General features: G+C 33.7%; 23 protein-coding genes and 1 pseudogene. 10 read left to right on the top strand and 14 right to left on the bottom strand.

What is annotated here, in order from left to right:
• Positions 1–99: 99 nt before the first annotated feature.
• On the bottom strand, positions 100–282 hold the full coding sequence (locus SLH52_RS09045; RefSeq protein ID WP_320208938.1) for an SE1561 family protein: 183 nt from the start codon (positions 280–282) through the stop codon (positions 100–102).
• 293 nt (positions 283–575) lie between these two features.
• Here SLH52_RS09045 and yfkAB point away from each other — a divergent pair, with 293 nt between their 5' ends.
• Both yfkAB and SLH52_RS09035 read left to right on the top strand, forming a co-directional pair.
• Positions 576–1,712, top strand: a complete 1,137-nt coding sequence (yfkAB, locus tag SLH52_RS09040; protein WP_320208937.1) for a radical SAM/CxCxxxxC motif protein YfkAB — start codon at positions 576–578, stop codon at positions 1,710–1,712.
• Between the two features lie 84 nt (positions 1,713–1,796).
• On the top strand, positions 1,797–2,678 hold the full coding sequence (locus SLH52_RS09035; protein WP_320209099.1) for a mechanosensitive ion channel family protein: 882 nt from the start codon (positions 1,797–1,799) through the stop codon (positions 2,676–2,678).
• A gap of 166 nt (positions 2,679–2,844) precedes the next feature.
• Here the strand turns inward: SLH52_RS09035 and SLH52_RS09030 are convergent, their stop codons facing one another.
• Both SLH52_RS09030 and cax read right to left on the bottom strand, forming a co-directional pair.
• Positions 2,845–3,654, bottom strand: coding sequence for a YfkD family protein (locus SLH52_RS09030; RefSeq protein WP_320208936.1), 810 nt, complete (start codon positions 3,652–3,654; stop codon positions 2,845–2,847).
• Between the two features lie 730 nt (positions 3,655–4,384).
• Complete coding sequence (gene cax, locus SLH52_RS09025) at positions 4,385–5,437, bottom strand: calcium/proton exchanger (RefSeq protein WP_320208935.1); 1,053 nt, start codon at positions 5,435–5,437, stop codon at positions 4,385–4,387.
• 288 nt (positions 5,438–5,725) lie between these two features.
• Here cax and SLH52_RS09020 point away from each other — a divergent pair, with 288 nt between their 5' ends.
• Positions 5,726–6,913 (top strand): MFS transporter, encoded by a 1,188-nt coding sequence (locus SLH52_RS09020; RefSeq protein ID WP_320208934.1) that lies wholly within the window; start codon positions 5,726–5,728, stop codon positions 6,911–6,913.
• 354 nt (positions 6,914–7,267) lie between these two features.
• The gene (locus tag SLH52_RS09015; protein ID WP_214480668.1) at positions 7,268–7,414 is read left to right on the top strand and encodes a BH0509 family protein; all 147 of its coding nucleotides are present in this window, start codon (positions 7,268–7,270) and stop codon (positions 7,412–7,414) included.
• A gap of 211 nt (positions 7,415–7,625) precedes the next feature.
• Here SLH52_RS09015 and SLH52_RS09010 read toward each other — a convergent pair whose 3' ends face one another.
• Positions 7,626–8,573 carry a DMT family transporter gene (locus SLH52_RS09010; protein WP_320208933.1) on the bottom strand — a complete coding sequence of 316 codons (948 nt, stop codon included), beginning with the start codon at positions 8,571–8,573 and terminating at the stop codon, positions 7,626–7,628.
• 269 nt (positions 8,574–8,842) lie between these two features.
• Between SLH52_RS09010 and SLH52_RS09005 the strand changes: the two genes are divergently transcribed.
• On the top strand, positions 8,843–10,792 hold the full coding sequence (locus SLH52_RS09005; RefSeq protein WP_320208932.1) for a heavy metal translocating P-type ATPase: 1,950 nt from the start codon (positions 8,843–8,845) through the stop codon (positions 10,790–10,792).
• 372 nt (positions 10,793–11,164) lie between these two features.
• Here SLH52_RS09005 and SLH52_RS09000 read toward each other — a convergent pair whose 3' ends face one another.
• Genes SLH52_RS09000 through SLH52_RS08990 form a run of 3 tightly spaced genes read right to left on the bottom strand, consistent with a single transcriptional unit; the run spans position 11,165 to position 12,845 of the window.
• Complete coding sequence (locus tag SLH52_RS09000; protein ID WP_320208931.1) at positions 11,165–12,007, bottom strand: YihY/virulence factor BrkB family protein; 843 nt, start codon at positions 12,005–12,007, stop codon at positions 11,165–11,167.
• A gap of 13 nt (positions 12,008–12,020) precedes the next feature.
• Complete coding sequence (locus tag SLH52_RS08995) at positions 12,021–12,347, bottom strand: YtxH domain-containing protein (protein WP_320208930.1); 327 nt, start codon at positions 12,345–12,347, stop codon at positions 12,021–12,023.
• 27 nt (positions 12,348–12,374) lie between these two features.
• Complete coding sequence (locus SLH52_RS08990) at positions 12,375–12,845, bottom strand: low molecular weight protein-tyrosine-phosphatase (RefSeq protein ID WP_320208929.1); 471 nt, start codon at positions 12,843–12,845, stop codon at positions 12,375–12,377.
• Positions 12,846–13,482: 637 nt separating this feature from the next.
• Between SLH52_RS08990 and SLH52_RS08985 the strand changes: the two genes are divergently transcribed.
• From SLH52_RS08985 to SLH52_RS23350, 3 genes and pseudogenes are all read left to right on the top strand, one after another.
• A complete protein-coding gene (locus SLH52_RS08985; RefSeq protein WP_320208928.1) occupies positions 13,483–13,707 on the top strand; it encodes a DUF1128 domain-containing protein in 225 nt (74 codons plus the stop codon).
• Between the two features lie 313 nt (positions 13,708–14,020).
• A complete protein-coding gene (locus tag SLH52_RS08980; RefSeq protein ID WP_320208927.1) occupies positions 14,021–14,164 on the top strand; it encodes a hypothetical protein in 144 nt (47 codons plus the stop codon).
• Between the two features lie 329 nt (positions 14,165–14,493).
• Positions 14,494–14,745, top strand: a pseudogene (locus SLH52_RS23350) (DJ-1/PfpI family protein); the annotation flags it as partial.
• Positions 14,746–15,043: 298 nt separating this feature from the next.
• Here the strand turns inward: SLH52_RS23350 and SLH52_RS08975 are convergent.
• The 4 genes from SLH52_RS08975 to SLH52_RS08960 all read right to left on the bottom strand — a co-directional run bounded on the left by SLH52_RS08975 (position 15,044) and on the right by SLH52_RS08960 (position 18,195).
• The gene (locus SLH52_RS08975; RefSeq protein ID WP_320208926.1) at positions 15,044–15,862 is read right to left on the bottom strand and encodes an aminoglycoside adenylyltransferase domain-containing protein; all 819 of its coding nucleotides are present in this window, start codon (positions 15,860–15,862) and stop codon (positions 15,044–15,046) included.
• Between the two features lie 102 nt (positions 15,863–15,964).
• Positions 15,965–16,921, bottom strand: a complete 957-nt coding sequence (locus SLH52_RS08970; RefSeq protein ID WP_320208925.1) for a CPBP family intramembrane glutamic endopeptidase — start codon at positions 16,919–16,921, stop codon at positions 15,965–15,967.
• Between the two features lie 276 nt (positions 16,922–17,197).
• Positions 17,198–17,563 (bottom strand): phage holin family protein, encoded by a 366-nt coding sequence (locus SLH52_RS08965; protein ID WP_320208924.1) that lies wholly within the window; start codon positions 17,561–17,563, stop codon positions 17,198–17,200.
• Between the two features lie 437 nt (positions 17,564–18,000).
• Complete coding sequence (locus SLH52_RS08960) at positions 18,001–18,195, bottom strand: XtrA/YqaO family protein (RefSeq protein WP_320208923.1); 195 nt, start codon at positions 18,193–18,195, stop codon at positions 18,001–18,003.
• Positions 18,196–18,433: 238 nt separating this feature from the next.
• Here SLH52_RS08960 and SLH52_RS08955 point away from each other — a divergent pair, with 238 nt between their 5' ends.
• Together SLH52_RS08955 and SLH52_RS08950 are read left to right on the top strand one after the other, a co-directional pair.
• A complete protein-coding gene (locus tag SLH52_RS08955; protein ID WP_320208922.1) occupies positions 18,434–18,790 on the top strand; it encodes a helix-turn-helix transcriptional regulator in 357 nt (118 codons plus the stop codon).
• 104 nt (positions 18,791–18,894) lie between these two features.
• On the top strand, positions 18,895–19,374 hold the full coding sequence (locus SLH52_RS08950; RefSeq protein ID WP_320208921.1) for an ImmA/IrrE family metallo-endopeptidase: 480 nt from the start codon (positions 18,895–18,897) through the stop codon (positions 19,372–19,374).
• Positions 19,375–19,521: 147 nt separating this feature from the next.
• Here SLH52_RS08950 and SLH52_RS08945 read toward each other — a convergent pair whose 3' ends face one another.
• From SLH52_RS08945 to SLH52_RS08935, 3 genes are all read right to left on the bottom strand, one after another.
• On the bottom strand, positions 19,522–20,040 hold the full coding sequence (locus SLH52_RS08945) for a S4 domain-containing protein (RefSeq protein WP_320208920.1): 519 nt from the start codon (positions 20,038–20,040) through the stop codon (positions 19,522–19,524).
• Between the two features lie 378 nt (positions 20,041–20,418).
• Entirely contained in the window at positions 20,419–21,879 is a 1,461-nt protein-coding gene (locus SLH52_RS08940) for a methyl-accepting chemotaxis protein (RefSeq protein WP_320208919.1), read from the bottom strand.
• A gap of 28 nt (positions 21,880–21,907) precedes the next feature.
• Positions 21,908–22,447 (bottom strand): GNAT family N-acetyltransferase, encoded by a 540-nt coding sequence (locus tag SLH52_RS08935; RefSeq protein ID WP_320208918.1) that lies wholly within the window; start codon positions 22,445–22,447, stop codon positions 21,908–21,910.
• Positions 22,448–22,979: the final 532 nt, after the last annotated feature.

The raw sequence follows: 22,979 nt of genomic DNA, 5'->3' as shown, positions 1-22,979 counted from the left end.
TGAATATAACTAACGTTCAAGGTATCTTTTCATACATATCATACACATCAGTTACTCAATGTAAGATACAAAACACAACAAAGTTTACGAAAAGAGTCCTTATTTATGATCTTTTATTTGTTCACATTTATCTTCAATTTCATCAATCATCTGTATTAAACGATCAATATCTTCAAGCTTTGTTTCTTTTGGATCTAATGAGTCGATCGTCTCTAAAAACATATTTAATCGATCCTTCAAATATATTATTTGTGAGTGATTGCCATTTGATGTGTTATCCAACAAACTCGCCCCTTTCTCTCTATTATCGTAACGAATTCACAACCATTTGACAACATCCCCCATCATTCTACATAATTATCGAAGGTTATTGTTCAATCAAAGCTGTTTTCGCATTGATTGTTGCTTTTCGTTCAAAGATATAAGCACGTAGTCAACTAGGGTTCGTGGCATCTTTTCTACTTATAGAATTATTGAGCTCTCATAATACTCATCATATTGTCCATTATTAATAAAATTAGCAACAAAGATTACGAAAAGAGCCTTAGTCAAAAACAACCGTTAAGGAGTTAAACATGAGCACAACAAAACAAAAAAAGTTAATTTCCCCCTCAAATGATCCGTGGGAGGCATACACAGATGTTGAGGAGTTAGGTCAACTAGAATTAACAAATATTGAATTCACTACGACAACTTTATGTAATATGCGCTGCGAGCACTGTGCAGTCGGCTATACGTTACAATCAAAGGATCCTCATCCATTGGCCCTTGATCTATTATTAACGAGGCTAGATGAGATTCCACATTTACGCTCCATAAGTATTACTGGTGGTGAGCCAATGCTATCTTCATCCTCAGTTGATGGATATGTTAAACCGTTATTAAAATACGCTCATGATCGTGGTGTGCGCACACAATTGAACTCAAACCTTACAGTTCATTTAAGTAAATATGAACAAATCATTCCATATTTAGACGTACTTCACATATCACACAACTGGGGAACGGTTGAAGAATTTGCTGAGGGTGGTTTTGCGATGATGGAGCGCAAGCCAACGTTTAAACAACGGGAAAAGTATTTTAACCAAATTATCGAAAATAGCCGAGCATTGTCAAAAGAGGGCGTTATGGTCTCTGCAGAAACGATGTTAAACAAAAGGACTCTCCCTTATATAGAAAAGATCCACCATCAAGTTGTCAATGATATGCTCTGTGCACGTCACGAGATTCATCCGATGTATCCGAGCGATTTTGCTAGTCACTTAGAAGTTCTCTCATTAGATGAACTCCGAGAAGCCCTTCATCACTTACTTGACGTACGTGATGAAAATACATGGATGCTTTTTGGCACACTACCTTTTTACCCTTGCAGTGATAAAGATGAAGATCTCATCTTGCTAAGACGTCTATATGAGAGTAAAAAAGTATCCGTAAGAAATGATCCTGACGGTCGTTCTCGATTAAATGTAAACATATTTACTGGTGAAGTCATTGTCACAGATTTCGGTGATGCCCCCCCATTAGGGAATATACAATCGAATTCTTTATTAGAATCTTATCAGCTTTGGACGCAATCTCCTTTAGCAAAAATGGTAAGCTGCCACTGTCCTGCTGTAATGTGTCTTGGTCCCAATTTATTAGTAAAGGATCGTTATTACAAAGACACCGACTTTCTAGCAAAAGAAACGAAATTAGTAAGAAGCGAAGCTTAGCAGTTTCTATTGAAAAACTTAAGATTAATCGTTATTGTATATATAAATGTTGAAAATTAATATCACAGAAAGTGTTGATAAATGATGCAAACTACTTTAGACATATTAAATACAGTATGGCAGCATGAAATAACTAAAGTCATCCGTTTTGGGCTTATCGTGTGGATAGCTATCCTCATTATTAACAGAATGGTTCACAACTTTTTTAAGAGAACACATTTTTTTGAAGAGCGCAAAGAACAAACAATTGAAAGTATGGTTCGTTCAGTTACGAAATACGTAGCTACATTTGCTTTTATAATATATACACTTGATGAGCTTTTTGACATTGAAGCTGAAAAGCTGCTAGCTGGAGCTGGGGTAGCAGGAATCATACTCGGTTTAGGCGCACAAGGGCTAATAAAGGATGTGTTGTCAGGTGTGTTCCTTTTATATGAGAAACAACTAGATAAAGGTGATTTTATCACAGTCAATAACACTTATAATGGTACGGTAGAAGAGATCGGCCTTAGGTTCCTGAAGGTGCGTGAATGGAGTGGCAAGCTACTTACTATAAGCAATGGCGAAATTCAACAAATCCAGAACTATAATATTGAAAATATGCGTGTCATCGAACGCGTTGTCGTTAGTTTTAGAGAAAATCCGGATGATGTATTCAAACTGCTAGAACAAACTTGTGTTGAATTAAATGATTCTTTACAAGCTTATTTAAAGACGAACAATGAACAAGTCCTTGAACCTTTTCAGGTATATGGCATGACGTCCCTAAATGCTGGCTTTCGCGGCTATGAGTATACAATTATCGGCTTAGTGGATGACGCACACTACTGGACTGCAGCGAAAGAGACTAGACGAATTGTTGCCCAAGCTATGTATGACCATGATATTTTAATGGCTGAAGGCCAATTAATTGTACAAAACAACCAAGAAATGAACGACGAGACAAGCACGAGACAATTTCAATAGACTCTTTTTTAAAGCTTTGTTGCCATTGAAACTAATTTAGAACAGCAATGAGTAATTTTGGGATTTTAGAAGCCAAGGATGCTTAGTTTATACCAATAAATGCAATACATTCTTTCAATAACAACAAAGAGCGCCATTACACTAAAGTCGTAATAGCGCTCTTTACTTATTTCGGGTGATTTGTTGTAACAAAGGAGAATGATACATGATCTTGGACAGGAATCCAAGCACCTATCCCTTGAGAAGTTACATTTTTGACCTCAATTCTCTTACTGTTACCCCTTAACACTAAATATACTTCACCATAGGTCACTTTACCTTTTTCATTCACAGCTGGTGAGTGTGAATATAAATAGCCTACTTTCTTTGGAGGTATATTATAAACTTGCTCTTTTTTTGTACCTAAGCCAACAATCGTTTGAAACGATAATTGCAATTTAGTTTTATCCATTGATTTTAACAGCATCATCTTTTTTACATCCTCTTCATTTGGGACAGTTGAAGTTAAACCTCCCTTCACTACCTTTTGGGTATCCTGTGTGTAAAATATTTTTTGAGGTGCTTCTCCTCCTCTATTATCAAAATAATTAGTATTAATTTTTTGGTATTCCCAGTTTGTTGTCGTTTCTTGTGATTCATAATTCAAAGGCCACTCACCTAAAAAAATCGTTGCACGATACCCTATTGCATGCGGTGCGTTCCCTATAGATGACTCATTTAAAATACGTATGAGATCCGGATTTTCTATTGTTACATTTGATGTTTCAATAAGCTTCTTAGCAAGTTCACTTGGCTCCAAGTATGGTAAATCTTCCGTTGGGTTTGGGTAAGTATTTTCTTTTGAAATATTTACAACAGAATCAGGTATGACATATTGATTCTTTGCTGCTTTTTTCTTTTCCTCTGCTGTAATGACATTCGGATTTATTAAAGACATAAAGAATAATAATACAATAAACTGTGATATACGTTTCATTTGCAATTACTCCTTTCAAACACATAATCTTTTCATTAGTTTTTTCGAACCGACTATAGATTATCCAACTTAATTACATCAATTTGCATATTTTTCTTCAAAAATATATTTACTAAGTTCAACATGAAGATTATTTTCACAATGGCTGTTGTTTTACTTACTAATAAACCTACACGAAACTAATATAGATTCGAAAAGAACTAAAAAAAGAATATAATAAACAGAATATTCAAATAAATATTGAATATAATTGAACTATACTTACCAAAAAGGAGGGATCTAGAAAGCATCATACAACACATAAGGAGGTATGCGTATCGAGTAGAATCATCGCAGTGACTACTTTAAAAAAGGTACGAAATACGACAAGTGAGTTTGTGTGAATGTAGCTAGGTGATAATTACTTTGAATTTAAGTAGATAAAAACGACTGGAAATATATTTATTTTACAATACCATTTCCTGAACATAAAAAATTAAGGGTGCTTCAACAATAACGTCTGACACCATTACCTATTTTTAAGGAAAAATGATAGGTAAATCAGATACATTGATGGCACCCTTTTAATATGACTTTAAACTCAAAACATTTAAATTCCTATTAATATGGACAAGTTTTTTTATTCGCATAGTTCGAAACTTGTGCCATCTTTTCGTCTGTAAAACAACGACAAACCACTCCTTGCGTTACTAATTTAATACGAATAGCAACAACATTTTCGGAAAAAGCCTTATAATAAGTAAAAGCCAATTCCCATAATGATATATGCTGCTAAAAGTGTTGCACCTTCAAACCAGTTTGTATCTCCATCGTTTGTCAGAACAATTGTTAAGAATACTGAAGAAGCCATGGCTATGAGCTCAGGTAGAGTAAACACAAGAGCCATTTTTGTCGGGAAGAATAATGATATAAGTACAAGTAGTGGTGCAACAAACATGGCAATTTGTAAGGTCGACCCGACTGCAATTTCTACAGCGATATTCATTTTATTTTTATACGCCATAATAATTGCAGAGGCGTGTTCAGCCGCATTCCCTACGATTGCAACAATAATAACCCCGATGAACAACTCGCTCCAACCAAACGTTTCACCTACTATTTCAAATGTGTGAACAAGGTTTTCTGATACGTAAGCAACTGCAGCAGTTGCTAGTGCTAAAACTGTGATGGCTACCTTTTTCGACCATTCGGGTTCCTCGTGTTCTTCTACCTCATCCGAGCTATGCTGATAAACCCCACGGTGTGAGACAAGTCTAAAATATAGTGCAGCTATGTATAATGCCATTAAAATAATTGATATCCCAATACTTAAAGCTAGCGTTTGGCTTTCAGTCATTTCCATTGAAAAAACTTCAGGGATTACAAACGCAACAATAACAGCAAACATTAGTAGCCCTGCATTGTGACGAGCATCGTATGCGTTAAACTCTTGACGCTTAAATTTTAAGCCTCCAACAAAAAAAGATAATCCGCCTACAAGTAGTAAGTTCCCAATAACGGATCCAGTTAACGAAGCTAATACAACACCAATAAGACCCGCTTTTAAAGCAAAGATTGAAATGATTAGCTCAACTGCATTTCCAAATGTGGCATTTAAAAGTCCACCTATACGTGGTCCACTAACGATAGCAATACTTTCTGTTGCTCTCCCCATGTAGCTAGCTAAAGCTATAATGGTAATATTGTAAATAACGAACATTATCACAGGTGACCAATGCAATAGACTACCAACAACGGATAGTGGGATACCAGTAGCTACTAGGAGAAAAAATATTTTATTCATTTCCTCAAACCTTTCTGTTTATAGCTATAATTATTATTAGTAAAATAAGGAAACATTTTACTAACCATACTCTCATTGATACTACATATATTTTTCACTTAAGCATTGAGAAATTATTACTAATTCCTCGTCTTATTTATACAAACAGTTAAGGGTGTATCACCGCTTAGAAAAAATAAATATAACAAATGATGTTATTTCTGAAAAACCCTTGTATATCTCTTCATTTATTTGTACGATCTTTATCGGGTGCATTTTATCAACATCGTTAGAAATAGAGGTAATACAATGGATAAAAATAAATTTCGATTTTGGATACTAGTTAGTATTGTTATGATTTCTGGTTTTTCACAAGGTATGCTACTACCACTTATAGCTATTATTTTTGAAAATGACGGGGTTAGTTCGTCTTTAAATGGCTTAAACGCAACTGCGCTTTATATTGGCATACTTCTTATATCTCCGTTTATGGAGCAGCCCTTAAGAAGGTTTGGCTATAAACCTGTTATTATCATTGGCGGACTCATAGTGATCGTATCTCTCGCGCTATTTCCTCTCTGGAAATCATTTTGGTTTTGGTTTATTTTACGTCTTTTTATTGGCATAGGTGATCATGCACTACACTTTGCAACCCAAACGTGGATAACTTCGTTTTCCTCAGCCAAAAAGAGAGGGAGAAATATTTCTTTATACGGCTTATTTTTCGGCCTTGGATTTGCGACTGGCCCATTATTAGCACCTTTAGTAAAAATTAATGAAACACTCCCTTTTGTAGTATCATCATTGTTATGTCTCATTGGATGGATATTCATTTTTATGCTAGATAATGACTATCCTGAACAAGATATCGAGTCAAATTCTTTTAAAGAAACGATTCAACGTTTTAGTCAAGCTTGGAAATATGGTTGGGTTGCATTTTTACCACCATTAAGCTACGGATTTCTAGAATCGTCTTTAAATGGTAGCTTCCCTGTTTACGGTTTACGTATCGGATTAGAGGTAGCCAGTGTTTCTGTACTACTTACCGCCTTCGCTATAGGGGGTATTGTGTTCCAACTACCACTAGGCATGCTAAGCGATAAATTTGGTCGAAGAAACATCTTAATGTGCATTCTTTTTTTAGGTTTTATAGCATTTTTTGGTGCCAGCTTTTTCGAACAATCTATCGTTTTACTAACGACGTTCATTTTCATAGCAGGTATGCTTGTAGGGTCTACTTTTTCCATGGGTATAAGTTATATGACAGATCTAATGCCAAAAAATCTACTTCCAACAGGAAATTTACTAAGTGGTGTAGCATTTAGTGTAGGTAGTTTAGCAGGCCCAATCCTTGGAGGTACATTTATACAATTCTTCGAAAACACTAGCTTTTTCACTATTATAAGCATCATGCTATTAAGCATATTTTTTATCGTCACTTTTTTTGGCAAACAGCCTACTATACATGAAAGTGAACCAGTGAGAATGAGTAAATAACTATTTTAGATACGAGTCTCTGTTCTGCTGCATTGACATGGGACAACACCTAGAATAATTAAACCTCAACTTATATAGTTGAGGTTTAGCTGTTTAACAAAGCTTTTGTTGCATCAAATACTAAATTTAACAACGATCGTCAACTAAACTCCCCTTCCTGTTCTCCTTTAGTCCAGCTGAAAAGTATAGAAAGAAACCGCATAATTTATATACAGTTTTGAACTGACTTTCATTAGACTAATTTATTTTCAAAAAAATCAAAAAAATGTTTGCACTTTTTCGCTAAACTGTTATATAATACAAACAAAGATAATACACTGTATTAAAACAGATCAAAAAAAGGAGCGGATATAAATGAGTAGACAAGAAAGAAAAAATATGATTGAGTTCATTGAAAAAATGAAAGGTATGGATAGAGATCACTTAATCTACATGACAGACGCTGAAATTGAGCATATTTATAATACTACTTACTACCAATTTGAAGAAATCGCTGAATAATAGTTTACTGCTTATCAACACTATACCTCGTTTTATTAAGTGTTTAACCACTAACAATATTCCATTTATATTCGAAATTCCATTAACATGTCTAACTATAAAAAATACACCTCGATAACTAAACATCGAGGTGTATTTTTGCATATTAGTACTTTTGAAAACACGCAATAGTTGGCAGTCTTCTAACGCTCCAAAAAAATTAGTACATGGCTTAACTTACTTGATCATTCACCTTTTTTAGCCGCTTCCTATCAGGTCGATTCACGATAATAATTCCTGATGTAACAAACAACAATCCAAATACAACGAAAAAGTGAATCGATTCTTGTAATAGTATACTAGATAATATTACACCGAATACAGGGACAAGAAATAAGAACATCGATACCTTGCCGACTTGATTATATTTCATGACATTATTCCAAAGCACAAAACCAGCTGCAGATAAAAATGCTAAATACAGCAAGAGGAACAATGACTTAACTGTAAACTCAAATGGAAATATACCTGCCATTACCATCCCGACAGCTAATAAACCAAACGATCCAAATAACATTTGATAAGCTGTTAAATAGCCAACATCCATACTAAAACTGCCATTTCTCGCTTTTAAATTCCCAAAAGCACCTGAAACCATTGCAAGAAGTAATAATAATTCACCTAAGCCGAATGAAAAAGAAAAGGAACCTCTAGTTATATTTATTAAAATGACACCTGTAAATCCAACTAGTACCCCTACTACCTTTTTTCTATTTAATGAATCATCATTATACATAAAATGTGCAAATATCATTTGAAATAATGATGTAGTCCCTGCAATTATTGACCCTTGTATGCCCGTTGAATAGCTTAATCCTATATAAAACAAAACATATTGGAAAAATGTCTGATACAAACCAATATGAACTAGTGGCTTAATTGTACTCTTTTTCAAAAAGATATTTCGTTTTATAAATACGTAAAAAACCATAATCATTAATGAAGCCAAAATGAATCGGTAACCAGCGAATAAAATTTGTTCACCAATCTCATTAGGTTGAATGTTCAATTCTTCATAACTAAGCTTAATGAATGGGAAAGCACTCCCCCACAAAAATGTCGCTGCAGCTGCCGCAGCGATCATCCCTAATTTATGAGAAAAAAAACGTTCTGCTGTCAAATCAATACATCTCCTTGATCCTTTAAAGTACACTTACCTAGTTATAATCTAATCTAAAATTTTATACAAGTATTTTGAGCTTTTTAAGCACAATATTCTTTCCTTAATGCATATAGTATGGTAGAGTATTAAATAAGAAATATAATAAATATTTAATTAAAATTATTATAAAGAGTGCTGCTATCCCTATAGATGGCAGCTTTCGTCATTTTATTGGGATATTGATTTTGATTCCTTTTCTCAATTAGATAATTAGGAGGAGAGATTTTATGGAAACAAGTGGAAAGGCAGTAATAGAAGATAATACCCAATCAACTTACATCGAGTGTAAAACTGATCATACTGAAACATTTATTAACAAACTGCAAACACATATTGAATTAATTGCAGCTTTAAGCTCCGGTGTTCTCATTTTTGTTGCATGGCTAATGGATAAACTTAGTATTCCAACATTCTCAGTTTCCTTATATATATTAGCGTTTCTTATTGGTGGTTTTGCGAAAGCTAAAGAGGGTATAGAAGAAACCATTAAAAACCGCGAGTTGAACGTTGAAATGCTCATGGTTTTTGCTGCTATCGGATCAGCTTCAATTGGTTATTGGTGGGAGGGCGCAGTATTAATTTTCATATTCTCACTTAGTGGAGCATTAGAAACATATACGATGAACAGAAGTAATCGAGAGATTTCGTCCTTAATGGATTTACAGCCTGAAGAAGCGATATTACTAGTGGGTGATTCAGAAAAAACTGTTCACATCTCAGAACTACAAATTGGTGATACGATTTTAATTAAGCCTGGTGATAGAATACCAATTGACGGAGAGGTTCTAAAAGGGCAAACGTCCATTGATCAAGCTACCATCACTGGTGAATCGATTCCTGTTTCGAAGGATATCGGGGACGAAGTATTTGCTGGGACAGTCAACTTACGTGGTGCCATCCTTGTAAAAATGACCAAACATAGTGAAGATACTTTATTTCAGAAAATCATTCGACTTGTTCAATCAGCACAAAGTGAAAAATCGCCTTCACAGCTTTTTATTGAAAAGTATGAAGGAACATATGTAAAAATTGTGTTAATCACTGTATTAATCATGATGTTTGCACCCCATTATTTATTTAATTGGAGCTGGACTGAAACATTTTATCGAGCAATGATCTTATTAGTTGTGGCTTCGCCATGTGCACTCGTTGCATCGATCATGCCCGCTACACTATCTGCCATTTCAAATGGCGCAAAAAAGGGCATTTTATTCAAGGGTGGCGTTCACTTAGAAAAACTTAGTGAGGTCAAGGCAATTGCTTTTGATAAAACAGGAACACTTACGAGAGGTAAACCTACTGTAACAAAAGTACTCGTGCGAGATGGTCTATTTCATGAGGATGTAATTACAGCAGCTGCTTCATTGGAAAGTCATTCAAGCCATCCGCTAGCTCAAGCCATTGTATCTTACGCAAGAAGCACTTATAAATGTACACTTAGTCAACCTGATAGCTTAGAGGATGTTGCAGGTTGGGGCGTACAAGGTGTGTACAATAACCAAATGTGGAAAATTGGCAAAGCTGACTTCGTTGGCAGCAAATTAGCAGAACAATTCCACGGTGGTATTGCCAATCAATTGGCTGACGAAGGCAATACAGTCGTTTTTATAGCTGATTCTAACGGAATCGCTGCAATTATTGCACTAAAGGACGCCGTTCGTGCCGAATCGATTAAAGCAATTCAAAGTCTTAAAGCACTTGGTATTCAAACGATAATGTTAACAGGAGATGGAGAACAAACGGCAAAGGCCATTGCAGAAGAATGTCAGGTAAATCACTATATCGCTGGATGTCTACCAGAAGCGAAAGTTGAACACTTAAAGCAACTTAAAAACAAATATAACAATGTAGCAATGGTTGGTGATGGAATCAACGACGCACCGGCATTAGCTACAGCAAACGTTGGTGTAGCTATGGGAGAAGGCACAGATGTCGCATTAGAAACAGCAGACGTCGTTCTCATGAAAAACGACCTGTCAAAAATTGCGGAAACAATCAAGCTATCGCAAAAAATGAATCGTATCGTAAAGCACAATATCATTTTTTCAATCGTAGTTATTTCACTATTAATTTTGTCAAACTTCCTCCAAGTTGTTAATTTACCACTTGGTGTAATCGGACACGAAGGAAGCACAATATTAGTTATCTTAAACGGCCTGCGGTTGCTAAAGGCGTAACAAAAGTAAAAGGGCATTGAATGTTGTATATTCAAGACCCTTTTGTTTGTCTTTTTTTGTAACTGCTGAACCACTTAGCAATACATCCGATGGCATAAAAGCATCAGATGCATTTGCTCTACTGCTTGTCCAGAAGCAACAAGATACTTCCGCTTTTCTCGTTAATGATAACCGTTTGTGCCATTAGCACTGCTGCTTGTTTTATGCTTAGGGTTTGATCCAGCTTGTTGATTTTTTTGCTTTGTATCTCCATCTTTTTTCGTTTTTTTCGTCATTACTTAATCCTCCTAACTCAAGATGATAAGAAACTTATCATCAATTAATATGGCTTGTTTTTCCCTAACCATAATAGTAAATTATAGAAGATAGCCATTACTCATCACAATCAATTCTACGACAATTAATGATCGCATTAATTTCTCCACCCACGATAATAGTCATCCCAGTTAAGTAGAACCATATCATTAATACAATTATTCCGCCGAGACTACCATACGTGGAACTGTAATTGCCAAAACTATCTACGTAATAAGAAAAAGCTACAGAGACAATAATCCACCCAACCGTCGCAAAAATAGCCCCGCTTGTAACTTCCTTCATTTTCAAGCGTTTATTAGGTGCAATGAAATAAAGAAAAGAAAATACAACCAATAAGATAATAGAGCTCAGAATCCACCTTACCGCATTCCATGCATTCATAAATTCTATAGAAAATCCAAATGATGCTGAAATAAACAAGCCAATTTTTTGTCCAAACACAGGTAGTAATAACGCAACAACAATTACAAAAATCATAGCAAATGTTAATAAAATCGACACACCTCTAGCGACGAGAGGTGATCTACTTTCATTCACTTCATACGCACGGTTAAAAGCTCTCACGACCGCATTCATCCCGATCGATGCTGTCCATATTGTCCCGATAATTCCAAATGAAAGAAGTGTGCTATTTTGCGAACCTACGATAAGCTTTAAATTTGCTTCAATCATTTCAAGTGTTTCACCTGGAGCAAATTGTTGAAATACTTCCATAACATCTTCTTGTGAAACAGGTAAATAAGCAAGTAAGGTCACTAAAAAAATTAAAAAAGGAAACAATGAAAGCAAGAAAAAATAGGCCAACTCAGCAGATAAACCTATAACATCATCATCATTAAACCGCCTAAAAAGCTCCTTAACAAAGAAGACGACACTCATTCTCCGCTTAGTCTCCATCTAGAACACCCACTTATCCTTCCATATCTTTAAAAACTTTCTCTTTCGTATCCTTCACTACCTCTATCATTTGAGGAGTTGATTGTTTTAATTCATGGGCTTTAGTCGTAACAAACGATACATCTTCTTCTATTTCTTCAATCGTTGTCCTCACTGTATGTATTTGATCTTTAATTTTTACTGCTAATGTAGCAGGATCTTTTAGAAATTCTCCTGTTGCATGCACTGCTTTTCTTCCTTGTGTAACAACTTCTTTCCTTGTTTCTTTGTTTAGCATTGCAATTGCTCCACCTACAAAAGCTCCTGCCATCATTCCTTTGAACAAATTATTCGCTGACATGCTCACCTCTCCCTTTTATTACACCATTTAAATATTATGTTTATTTTTTATCATCTGTAGTAAATTCTCACAGCCTTTGACAACTAAATCATATACTTCTTCAAAATTCCCAGTAAAATATGGGTCTGGCACATCATCTACATCACTTTCAGGAACAAGATCAAGAAGTCTTCCAATAAAACCTGTTTTATTGTACCCTGCCATCTTATGGAGGTTTCCAATATTTTGAGAGTCCATACCGATAATATAATCAAAATTCTCTAAATCATTTTCAACAACCTGCCGTGCTTTCAGACCTTCGAAAGGAATCCCCTTACCTGTTAGGATCTCTTGTGTACCTTCGTGAGGTGGCTTACCTATGTGCCAATTTCCAGTGCCCGCAGAATCTATTGTTATTTTATCACCAAGACCTTGTTTGCTAACTATTTCTCGGAACACAGCCTCTGCCATTGGCGAGCGACAAATATTACCTAAACATACAAATAAAACTCGAATCATGTTTTCCAACTCCTTTATCTTTCCATCTCCATTATAAGCAAAATATGATTTGATATGAAAGACAGAATTTAAAATGTCACTCTTGTTTCATTTATAATGCTCATATAAAATTATTCTTCCTTACAAAGTATTTATAATGGTATATTTTTCAATGCTTATCTAAATAAGAAGGGGCATTTTGTATTGCTTTATCATTGTAAAAAGCTGTTATTGTACCAGTTGTTACTTTCAGTAGTAAGAGCTAAACAGATTATAACCATCATTCGAGGCATCTTTTCCTCGAGTAAGTGAAGAGCAACAAAGTTTACGAAAAGAGCCTTTGTACAGGCTGTTTTTGAAGTAATTGTTGCTTTGCGTAATAAGAGCTAAAAATGAAAATAACTAACGTTCGGGACAGCTTTTCTTCGCCAATATAAAATTCTTATTTTACACGTCAGTTACTCAAAGTAAGTGAAATATGCAAAACATAGTTTATGAAAAGAACCCTTTTAAAAAAGAGAAGATGTCAAAAATTCTTTAGTACGAACAGGATTTTATTTAAAAATGCATTAGCTGTAGGCCAAAAACAATTAAAGCCACCTACCTATGTTAAACATGTTACAATAATATCAATAGTAATTTTTGAAAGGATGACATGATGAATTTATCTCAAAAATCAGTAGATAATGTGAACTATATGATTGAACAAATTAAAGAAAAATTGAATGTACTTAATTTAGGGGCAATTAAGTCATCCCATTTTGACGAAGAAATGTATGAGGAGCTTAAGGAGATTTACGAGCTTGTCATGAAAAAAAATTCATTCAGCCCTAATGAAATGCAAGCCATCGTTGAAGAATTAGGTAACCTGAGAAAGGCTTAATGATAACAGCCAGTTTTGCACAAATAGTAAAGCAATAAGGATTACTGCTTTACTATTTGTTTCCTACATACCTATACCGCTCTCAATATGGATACTCCCCCACAATATAGATAACACAGCATTGTTTTTATAGACGAGAAGATTGTACAAACTATGATCGTCGACTTCAGATAAAAAATATATCCATCCACTCTTACAATCTAATAATCGTTTCTAGCTTTATTTCATAGGGCATTGAAGCTTTTGTACACATCAATGCCCTATGAATGTTTTTGTACACGTTAGCATAGTAGTGTACAAAGGGGGGATGGGCATGGTGGCTCTTTGGCTAAAAACGGTTGGTTTCTTAATCATTCTATTCTCAACTCTAGGTGTTTATATTTATTTTCTAAAAGTGTCACTTAACTCAGAAGATGCAACGATTATTGATCCAATCCCGGATGACAAAAAACAATAAATCACGCACAAGTTAAGCAACAAAAGAAGCATGCTTCTTTTGCTGCTTTTTTATTTGGAATTATCCATTTCTTACTGTTTATGGTTCAAACCCTCATACTTTCGAGGCAATTTCAACTGTTTATCCGTCTTTCTACAAAAATCTACAATCAAAAATATAGGATTTATGAAATTATTGGCGAATTTATATTTATCAGAGGAGGCATGCAATTTATGGCAAGAAAAAAAGCACTATTATTACTTTTTGAAGGATATTGTGAATTCGAAATAGCGTCTGCCATTTCTATGTTAAAAAGCACTCATGAGTAACATACATTTGGACTTGAAAGAACTCCATGTAAATCAGAGGCTGGATTAACAACAATTCCAGACTTCACTATTAAGGACATTAATATTAATAATTATGATGTACTCATCATTCCTGGGGGAGATTTAAAATCGATCGCTGATGCACATGATTTATTTGAATGGGTCAATCATTTTGTAGCACAAGGTAAGGCGACAGCTGCTATATGCAGTGGTGTGTTTATTTTGCCAAAAGCGCAAGTTTTACATCATAAACCTTATACCGTCACTTTATAAAAAGTACAAAGAGATTTTTTAGGTTGTTTTGATGAAGACTATTATCGTTATCAACCTACAGTTAGAGAAAATAATATCCTAACAGCACAAGGACATGCTTATGTAGATTTTGCAATTGAGCTGAAAAAAATGATTGGTGAAGTAAGTGCAGAAACAGTAGCATTTTATCAAGGTAAAGGAAACAAGCTAATGGAACAGGAGTTGTAAAATGACAAGAGTGACTAAATATTAGTCACCCTTGTTTATTTTACATATATAACTTTAAATGAGACAAGATGATATGAACTTTAGTTATATATCAACGCACAAACAGCTTTTGCTTACATTCATTAAGGGGATATCTTGCAAAAGCTAAAAAAGTTTCAATTCTCTGCTCCTCAGACATAAATAATGTCTCCTTAACACCTGTACGAATATTAATTGCTTCACATATAATGTTATGCCATTCCTCAGAAATGTGCTGTAGAGCATATTCACCAGCTCCATGCTTTGAAATGATCTTATGTTCTTTTAATGTGTAGTATTGCCTCAATATACCGAGAACGGACCACTCAATCTCTGTGTCAATCTCTTTAGTAGAAAGGTTCAATAAGTCATGAATAGAACCTTCAATTTTTTGTATATGAGGAGCCCAATAACTATTCATATTTTCCATTACATACGTGACAAGATCATCTTTTGACACTGTAAATTCCAGAGTTTGTATCTCGGGCCCTATCACAGTTAAACCATCAGATTTATAAACAGACCAAGTAATTGGGTTAAAGTTGAAGTAAGGGCCCAACCTTAACTTCCCATTATTATAGTAAACATTATCTCTGTCATTAGAATCAAGCTTTCCTAGTTCCTCCCACTTTATATACACACCGTCCAATTCTGGATATTTATACTTATTTGCGATTTTACTATGTAGTTCAGATAGCAGCAGCATTTCATCTTGTGAAAATGAACGATTTAAGACAGTTATAAAATCAATATCACTGGAATTGTTAACGTAAGCGTTCATTGCGATAGAACCATGGATATATAAGCCTTCGAGCATACTAGGAAATTGTTCATTAAAAAATGAAATGTAAGCGTCTAAAACAGCTTGTACTTGCGTTGGAATCGACCTCATTCTTCCTCACCTTTCACCCTTTATTTGTTACGATATACACGATAGTTCTTATCTTTTACTTGAAAACCACACAGTAGCTTAATCAAATCCACATATTCTTCACTACATGTCATTTGTTATTTTGATAAATCCCGAATGAATCCATTTAGACACAAAATAGTTGTAGATTGCATGAGCTAAAATAGGTGCCCATATATTTTCAGTCCATAAATAAATGACTGTAAATACTATACTTAGTGCAAAAACAACGATATTATAAACCACATTATTTTTGTATTGTGGTATATGAAGTAATGTAAAAATAATACTGATCAACAATATAGAGGTTGTAGCATCTAAATAAAGTAATAATAGTTCAAAAATTGCACCTCGAAATAAAAGCTCCTCCGAAATCCCTGCACTTAATGCAATAAACAAAGGTCCCCACCGCACTTTTGTAAGTCGAATCAAACCTTCAGTATATTTATTTAATGGGATTGTAATCAAATCAATTTTAACTCCTAGATATATAAATATTAATGGAATGAATGCACCCGCTACTCCATATAAAAGAACTTTTAACGAAAAAGGAGAAGCGATATAAATTTGTGGAGTTAGCCAAATGTTAATGATAAATAATGCGACAACAAGATTTAAGCAAGCTGCTAATAGAGCAGGTAAAAGAAAGTTAGTATTTGAACCACCTTCACCCTTTTTTGCCATTAAATTGTCCTGTTTTCTACTTAACTTCTTTTTCGTAAGCTTAAAGAACAAGTCAAAACAAATCATTAGTAAAAATATTAAGAGTAAGAAAAAGTTCGCCTCAGGAAAAAAGAATACGCATAGTGTAGCTATAATAGGGATTGAGTAAATTATGATATCTAGTAACCCTAATACGAGGCTCTCTGTTTTTTCATTTGTATTTGCTAATTTCTCGTTAACAAAGTTATAAAGAAACCAAATTGCTAGTAATAAATAAAAATACTTAATCGGTGAGTCTTCAATTATATAATTGAGCATAAAAATCGGTACAAACAAAAGAGGTAAGTATGGTTTAACAATTGCGATTATGTGTTTCATTTTTTGTCCCTTCGTAGTTGTTTTAGATTACTTGAAGGTAAAAACCAAATTCATTTTTCATCTATTATTTTTAAATTGTCATTTATTCTCATATTACGGAATCTATCATACTATAATCTATATAACTTAACAATAAAGGTTATATTAGTAAAATTTATCGGTATTGTAGAGATAGGTGTAAATGTTATTCGATAAGTATGAGGTAATTACAGCCCCACCTCCTTTGGTGGGGGCTATTTACTAGTCAATCAACACCTTTAATGATTTACTCTTTTTTCATTTTCTCGTTGATGTATCACTATTAAGTACTTTGATTACTTCACGTATTTGTCGTGGGATTGGTACACCAAGTTTTTCCCCGTTTTCTGTAATACTAATAAACTCAATAATACTATAAGCGATTGTTACCCCGTCGCCAATGTAACCTGTGCTAAACACTAATTTTTCCATTAAATAAACTGCACTAATTAATAATAGGACGTACACTTTTTTCAGTAGCCCTTTAAAACCAGTTGTACCATTCAAATTTTTATCCATTAGACCAACGAGTATGCCTGTAACAAAATCAATAACCATCATTGCTAGAAGTATAGCAATTGCTAGATCTACATCTTCTAATAAAAATGAGATGACATAATCCATTCCATACAAACTCTCCTTTCTCAGCAAATTGTTCTACCTCAATCTCAACCTCAACTTGCTCTAAGACTTTTTTATTCCATCTAAATAAGACCAGTTTGCTATTTTTTAGTCAACATTTTTTCCATGTTCACTGTTTTGTTTTGACCACTTTTGTAATCTTAGAATGCGTGACAATGGTACTGTAATGGCAGTCCATGTTTCTTTTAATGTTTTTGATTACTTACCAACTATTCAAACGGACAAAGATTCTCTTCCGCTATCCATATACAATTTTTACAAGGATTTTTATAGATTAGTTGAATCTTCATAAAATCACCTCAATTTATCGTTTTTAGTTACTAAATCGAATTAATAAGAAAGGACACCAAACCTCAGATATGATATCCAAAGCTTGGTGTCCTCCAGTCGACTGGTAGAACGTTAATTAATTTTCTCTATTAAAACTCTTCACCTTCATCGAATTTAACTCTTTTCACCTCGTTTTGATGAGTAATAATCTTTGTTTCACCGTGACTAGGTAATTGAGAGATCTTTGCTTTCCCGTTACTTACAATAACAACATAAGGTGTCTGTTGTTCATTTACATTAGTTTCAAACATTGAATCTGTTATATCTATTTCTTTCATTCGCATTTATTATCCCCACTACTAAAGGTGTAACGGGATTCACCTACCTTTCAAAACAAATTACCATATTGGCAAAAACATATTTTCTTTCACTTATGAATATGTCTTATTTTGTGATAATATTATATTAACTTACCGAAAAGGTAATTGTCCACATCTTTTTACCATATAGGTAATTATACTTACTTACCGTATTGGTAAATGATAAGATATAATCATAAATAACTGTAGAGGAGAATATACGATGAAGGTATTAGGGGAACGGATCAAATTGTTACGACTAAGTCAGGGATATTCACAAAAGGCGGTCGCTAAGGCGATTGGAGTATCGAATGTACAGCTTTCACGTTATGAATCTGGAGATCGCAAGCCTGATGCAGAAACAATAAAGGACCTTGCTGATTTTTTCGATGTATCAACAGATTATTTATTGGGACGAGCGGATACCCCTGCTTCGTTAGCTGTAGTAAAACAAGAAGATCATAAAGAAAGCTTATTTTTCTTTGATCAAGAGAATATTACAAGAGAGGAAGCCCAAGCATTAAATGATCACTTAAAATATTTAAGAGCAATCGCTCAAAAAGTAAATAAAAAAGATTAAGAGAACAAAGAACATTTCTGCACAGTTCATTTTACCTATTTCCACTAGCATATGATTGCAAAAAAGAACATATGTTTGTATAATTTGTGTAAGAGGTGAAATATGTGGAAGTAGAATATGAAGCAACCCTTTTAGAAACATGGGTATCTATTTGGTATAAAAAAATGAACATAAATCAACCAACAGATATCCTAGAAGAAACCATTTGTCAAAATAATAATATTTACTTTTTCCGAAGGCCTATACCGAGCTATTCGTATGAGAACGGCAAATTTAAATCCATTACGATAGATTCAAGAATAGATGCTTCACAGCAAAGGGAGCAGTTTTTTCACGAGCTCTGCCACATTATTCGACATTACGGCTGGCAGTTACAAATTATGCCTCCAGCATTTAGAGAATTGCAAGAGCGTGACGCACAACATTTTACTTTGTATGCGGCAATTCCTTACCATATGTTAATGTCATATAATCTTAAAAGCTCAACGATCATCAAAACACTTGTAGAAGACTTTAAGGTAAGCGAACAACTTTGTATAGAACGAGTTAAACGAATATATAGAAATTCATTAGCAACAAAATAAACTCCTTTAGTGTAATTCTTTTATAACAGCCTCACTAAAAATTTACGCTTAAGATGTAGAAATAACGCGAGGATAAATATACTAAAAAAAGACCGAGGAATTTCTCGGCCAGTCCAGTTAGTACTACGTATAAAACAAAACTAAGGCTTAAACATTATTGTGAGTGTTAGTTATTAATAGACAGATGTTATCTCCACTACGAATTCTTGTACTAGGCTTAACATGTTGTTTATTAACTGTTATTAAACCATCTTTCATTCTTTTTACAATTTCGTTTCTACTAATATTACTTAAACGATCAGTTAACACTTTATCTATTCGAAACTCACCAATAACTTGATTTATTGATATATGAACACAATTTATCTCATTAACTACTAACGTTTTAAAACATATAGGGGTATTAATTTCGTCATCAGTTGGTATAGCTTCATTCAACCTAATGTGGTCTGTATAGCTTTTATAAGCTTCAAGCTTTTTATTCCACGTATGATTTTTTTCACACTTATAAATTGCGTATCGATAAATATTTTTTCCATTTGCATTATGCCGTCTAATTAATGTATCGAAAAAGCAAACGACTTTACCGCAATTTGAACAATAGCGTTGCTCTTGTATTACATCATCCATATTGATTAAATTCCACTTAAAGTATTTTACGTTCATTTTCTTCACCTCTAATAAGATAAAGAAACGAAACATCTACTCGGATCTATTTGTAGCATCACCTATTCACTTAATCATTGGATATAAAAAAGTTCTCCCGTCAGCGAGAGAACTTAGAATATTGTATACTACACATATTCGTTCCGTTCCTTTGTAATGGGATAAAAAGACAGACTTCTCCTAAGGAAATATTTACATATTTCAAAGAAGTACTATCAAATTTGTTGATCCATTACAAAGTAAATGTAGGCATAAACAGAACCGCAACCCTTTCTCCAAGTAGATTTAGCTTTATATTAACACACACATCCAAAATTACCAATATATCCTTTTGCTATTATCTGTTAGAACGTGAATATCATTATTAAAGAAAGGGTTTCACGAATCTAATGAAACAATTTTCTTTCCTAGGTTAGAAAAACCATCTGACAGTCTAGAAATACTCTGTTGCTGGGTAATAACTAAATCTTTAACATCACCAATACTATTTGTGTTCTTCTGAGTGATATTAGTGTTAACTTCAACTTTTGCACCTACCTCTTGCATCATCGCTTGAACACCCATTATAAATTCTTGCAAATGGGTAGTCTTATCATGAAAACTTTCCATGTAGGAATTTACACTGGAGGATATCATTCTTACATGGTTCATCCCTTCTCGATTCTTCTTAATGGATTCCTGTGATCCAGTTATCGTATGGGATGCTTTATTAATTTTCTCACGAAATGCTAAAAGGTGTTCAGCAATTGATTCAGATGATTCTTTTGAAGACTCAGCGAGCTTTCTTACCTCTTCCGCAACAACAGAAAATCCCTTACCGTGTTCCCCCGCTCTAGCAGCTTCAATTGCTGCATTTAATGCTAATAAATTCGTTTGTTCTGCTATATCTGATATCGTACTTAAAGTATCTTCAATGATTTGTGTTGTGTCTTTTACATCTTCCATTAAATCAACAGTTAGTTCTATGTCACAATTAAATTCTTCAAGATCTTTTTCTAAGTCTATGACTTTGTTCACACTCTCTGTTGTTGCTTCTTTTGTAGATTCAACATATTCATTCATTTCTACAACTGATTTAGTTATATTTTCAATTTGTACATTTGTGGATTCCATTTCACTATACAATTCCTCAGTAAGGCTTGCTTGTTCTCCATAAGCAATTACCATACTTTCAATTGAAGACATCATTTCATCTGAACGTTGTCCTGCATCATTTGTTTCAGTATTTAAATTTTCTTGATACTCTTTAACTGAAACAATTGAGGAATGGATATTAGCTAAAATGTGCGCAAGATTATCTTTAGATTTGATCGCTTCAGCTTTCTGCTCTTCATTTTCTTTCATTAATCTATTATTAAATCTCGTCTGTACAGCGTTTGCAACGAAAACAAAAAAGAATGACATTAAGATATAAGCTGTATCTTGTTGTGTAATCTCAGCTATAGATTGATTAAGATTTAATAACACAACTACGAAAGTGATGATAAAAACAACGAGGTTTATATTTCTTTCTTGATAGATGCCCACCATAGTCATTAAAACAAATAAGAACATGATGTTTACAATATGAGGATCTAAGACAAGTAAAACGACCATGAAAGTGCCTGCTAGAATGATATTAAAGTATTTAAATATATTCGCATATTTCTTTAACTGCGAACGATTGGAAATAAAGTAGACAGGACCTAAAATTAAATATATAAACCCTAACAAAGGTAATACTACATTTAGCGGCACACCCATAAATATATTAAACATTTGAGTTAACGTAACCATTGCAGCAAAAATAATCATGACTAAGTTGTTTCTTTCATTCATTAATTTCATATTACTTTCCATGCAAAAAACTACTTCCCTTCTTTGTTGATTAAACTGAAACTACATCTTTTATTTCGGTCATTTCCTTCCACCATTTAAATGTATGTTTATTTTCGTAAACAACTATTGCATCCATTATGGCAGGAATTACATCGGCTCCTTTATAGAAAAACATATCGCTTACTTGTTTAATATCACACTTGTAAACTTTATGAATATAGTGAAACACTTTTGGATCACATAAGGCAACAGCATGTGTGTACTTATATTTTTCTGCATATTGAACAGCTAGCCTAATCCCGCTCATTCCTAACACTCCTCGATATTTAGGTAATACGGCATAACCATCAATTTCTAGTACTTTCATATCTTCAGTAATAACGTCTTTAAATATATCCCGTGTGAAATTACTCATGTATGTAGAAGGTGTAAACTCAACTGTCCCTCCTACCTCCCCATTATTCGCTATTAATAAAAATTTATCGGAGTGTTGATTACGCTCCATTTCAAATCCTTTTTCTTGCCAACAGCACTGCTTAATGTTGTTAAACAATTCTAATTGTGATGTACAATTTACAACTTTATACATTGCTTCGCCAACTTTCATCAGATTTATTTAAAATTTCTCTTTATCCTTACTTTATCGCCATGATTCTCAAATTTTTAATGATACTTTCAGTTTATTTCATAAAATTTTACAACTAGTCATTTCGTAACAACAATTTGAATTTTTTACCAATTATTGCTGTTTTTTATCCATAAAAAAATGAGGCTACTTGTGGTTCTAATTAAGGTATTCCTACAATAATTATGATCATAGTATTAAGTTGACATATTATGTTGTAATTCTTACAATTACAGTGAATTATTTGTGAAATATAGGACTTTTTACGATATTTTACATGTGATCGTACGTAAATAGTCCACATGCCTTCAACTGTTTGAAAATATGCCCGTTCATTTAAGGGAACTTGTTTTTAATTTACTTAAGGAAGTTCTTTTACATTGGCAGTTTTCGTACAAAAAAATATACACGTATACAAATAGGTTACAGGGCACCTTTTCTTCTATAAGTGAATAAAACGACTCTTCTATTTTAGGAACTATAGCAACAAAGTTTA

Origin of the sequence: Cytobacillus sp. IB215665, assembly GCF_033963835.1 — a bacterium.
In the GTDB taxonomy this organism is placed as follows: Bacteria; Bacillota; Bacilli; order Bacillales; family SM2101; genus Nanhaiella.
This window is presented reverse-complemented; position numbering and strand designations above follow the sequence as displayed.

What these genes read in the sequence shown, in the direction of transcription:
- yfkAB (WP_320208937.1), top strand. Translation starts at nt 576, where the DNA reads ATGAGCACAACAAAACAAAAAAAGTTAATTTCCCCCTCAAATGATCCG.
- SLH52_RS09035 (WP_320209099.1), top strand. Translation starts at nt 1,797, where the DNA reads ATGCAAACTACTTTAGACATATTAAATACAGTATGGCAGCATGAAATA.
- SLH52_RS09030 (WP_320208936.1), bottom strand. Translation starts at nt 3,654, where the DNA reads ATGAAACGTATATCACAGTTTATTGTATTATTATTCTTTATGTCTTTA.
- cax (WP_320208935.1), bottom strand. Translation starts at nt 5,437, where the DNA reads ATGAATAAAATATTTTTTCTCCTAGTAGCTACTGGTATCCCACTATCC.
- SLH52_RS09020 (WP_320208934.1), top strand. Translation starts at nt 5,726, where the DNA reads ATGGATAAAAATAAATTTCGATTTTGGATACTAGTTAGTATTGTTATG.
- SLH52_RS09015 (WP_214480668.1), top strand. Translation starts at nt 7,268, where the DNA reads ATGAGTAGACAAGAAAGAAAAAATATGATTGAGTTCATTGAAAAAATG.
- SLH52_RS09005 (WP_320208932.1), top strand. Translation starts at nt 8,843, where the DNA reads ATGGAAACAAGTGGAAAGGCAGTAATAGAAGATAATACCCAATCAACT.
- SLH52_RS09000 (WP_320208931.1), bottom strand. Translation starts at nt 12,007, where the DNA reads ATGGAGACTAAGCGGAGAATGAGTGTCGTCTTCTTTGTTAAGGAGCTT.
- SLH52_RS08995 (WP_320208930.1), bottom strand. Translation starts at nt 12,347, where the DNA reads ATGTCAGCGAATAATTTGTTCAAAGGAATGATGGCAGGAGCTTTTGTA.
- SLH52_RS08990 (WP_320208929.1), bottom strand. Translation starts at nt 12,845, where the DNA reads ATGATTCGAGTTTTATTTGTATGTTTAGGTAATATTTGTCGCTCGCCA.
- SLH52_RS08985 (WP_320208928.1), top strand. Translation starts at nt 13,483, where the DNA reads ATGAATTTATCTCAAAAATCAGTAGATAATGTGAACTATATGATTGAA.
- SLH52_RS08980 (WP_320208927.1), top strand. Translation starts at nt 14,021, where the DNA reads ATGGTGGCTCTTTGGCTAAAAACGGTTGGTTTCTTAATCATTCTATTC.
- SLH52_RS08975 (WP_320208926.1), bottom strand. Translation starts at nt 15,862, where the DNA reads ATGAGGTCGATTCCAACGCAAGTACAAGCTGTTTTAGACGCTTACATT.
- SLH52_RS08970 (WP_320208925.1), bottom strand. Translation starts at nt 16,921, where the DNA reads ATGAAACACATAATCGCAATTGTTAAACCATACTTACCTCTTTTGTTT.
- SLH52_RS08965 (WP_320208924.1), bottom strand. Translation starts at nt 17,563, where the DNA reads ATGGATTATGTCATCTCATTTTTATTAGAAGATGTAGATCTAGCAATT.
- SLH52_RS08960 (WP_320208923.1), bottom strand. Translation starts at nt 18,195, where the DNA reads ATGCGAATGAAAGAAATAGATATAACAGATTCAATGTTTGAAACTAAT.
- SLH52_RS08955 (WP_320208922.1), top strand. Translation starts at nt 18,434, where the DNA reads ATGAAGGTATTAGGGGAACGGATCAAATTGTTACGACTAAGTCAGGGA.
- SLH52_RS08945 (WP_320208920.1), bottom strand. Translation starts at nt 20,040, where the DNA reads ATGAACGTAAAATACTTTAAGTGGAATTTAATCAATATGGATGATGTA.
- SLH52_RS08940 (WP_320208919.1), bottom strand. Translation starts at nt 21,879, where the DNA reads ATGGAAAGTAATATGAAATTAATGAATGAAAGAAACAACTTAGTCATG.
- SLH52_RS08935 (WP_320208918.1), bottom strand. Translation starts at nt 22,447, where the DNA reads ATGTATAAAGTTGTAAATTGTACATCACAATTAGAATTGTTTAACAAC.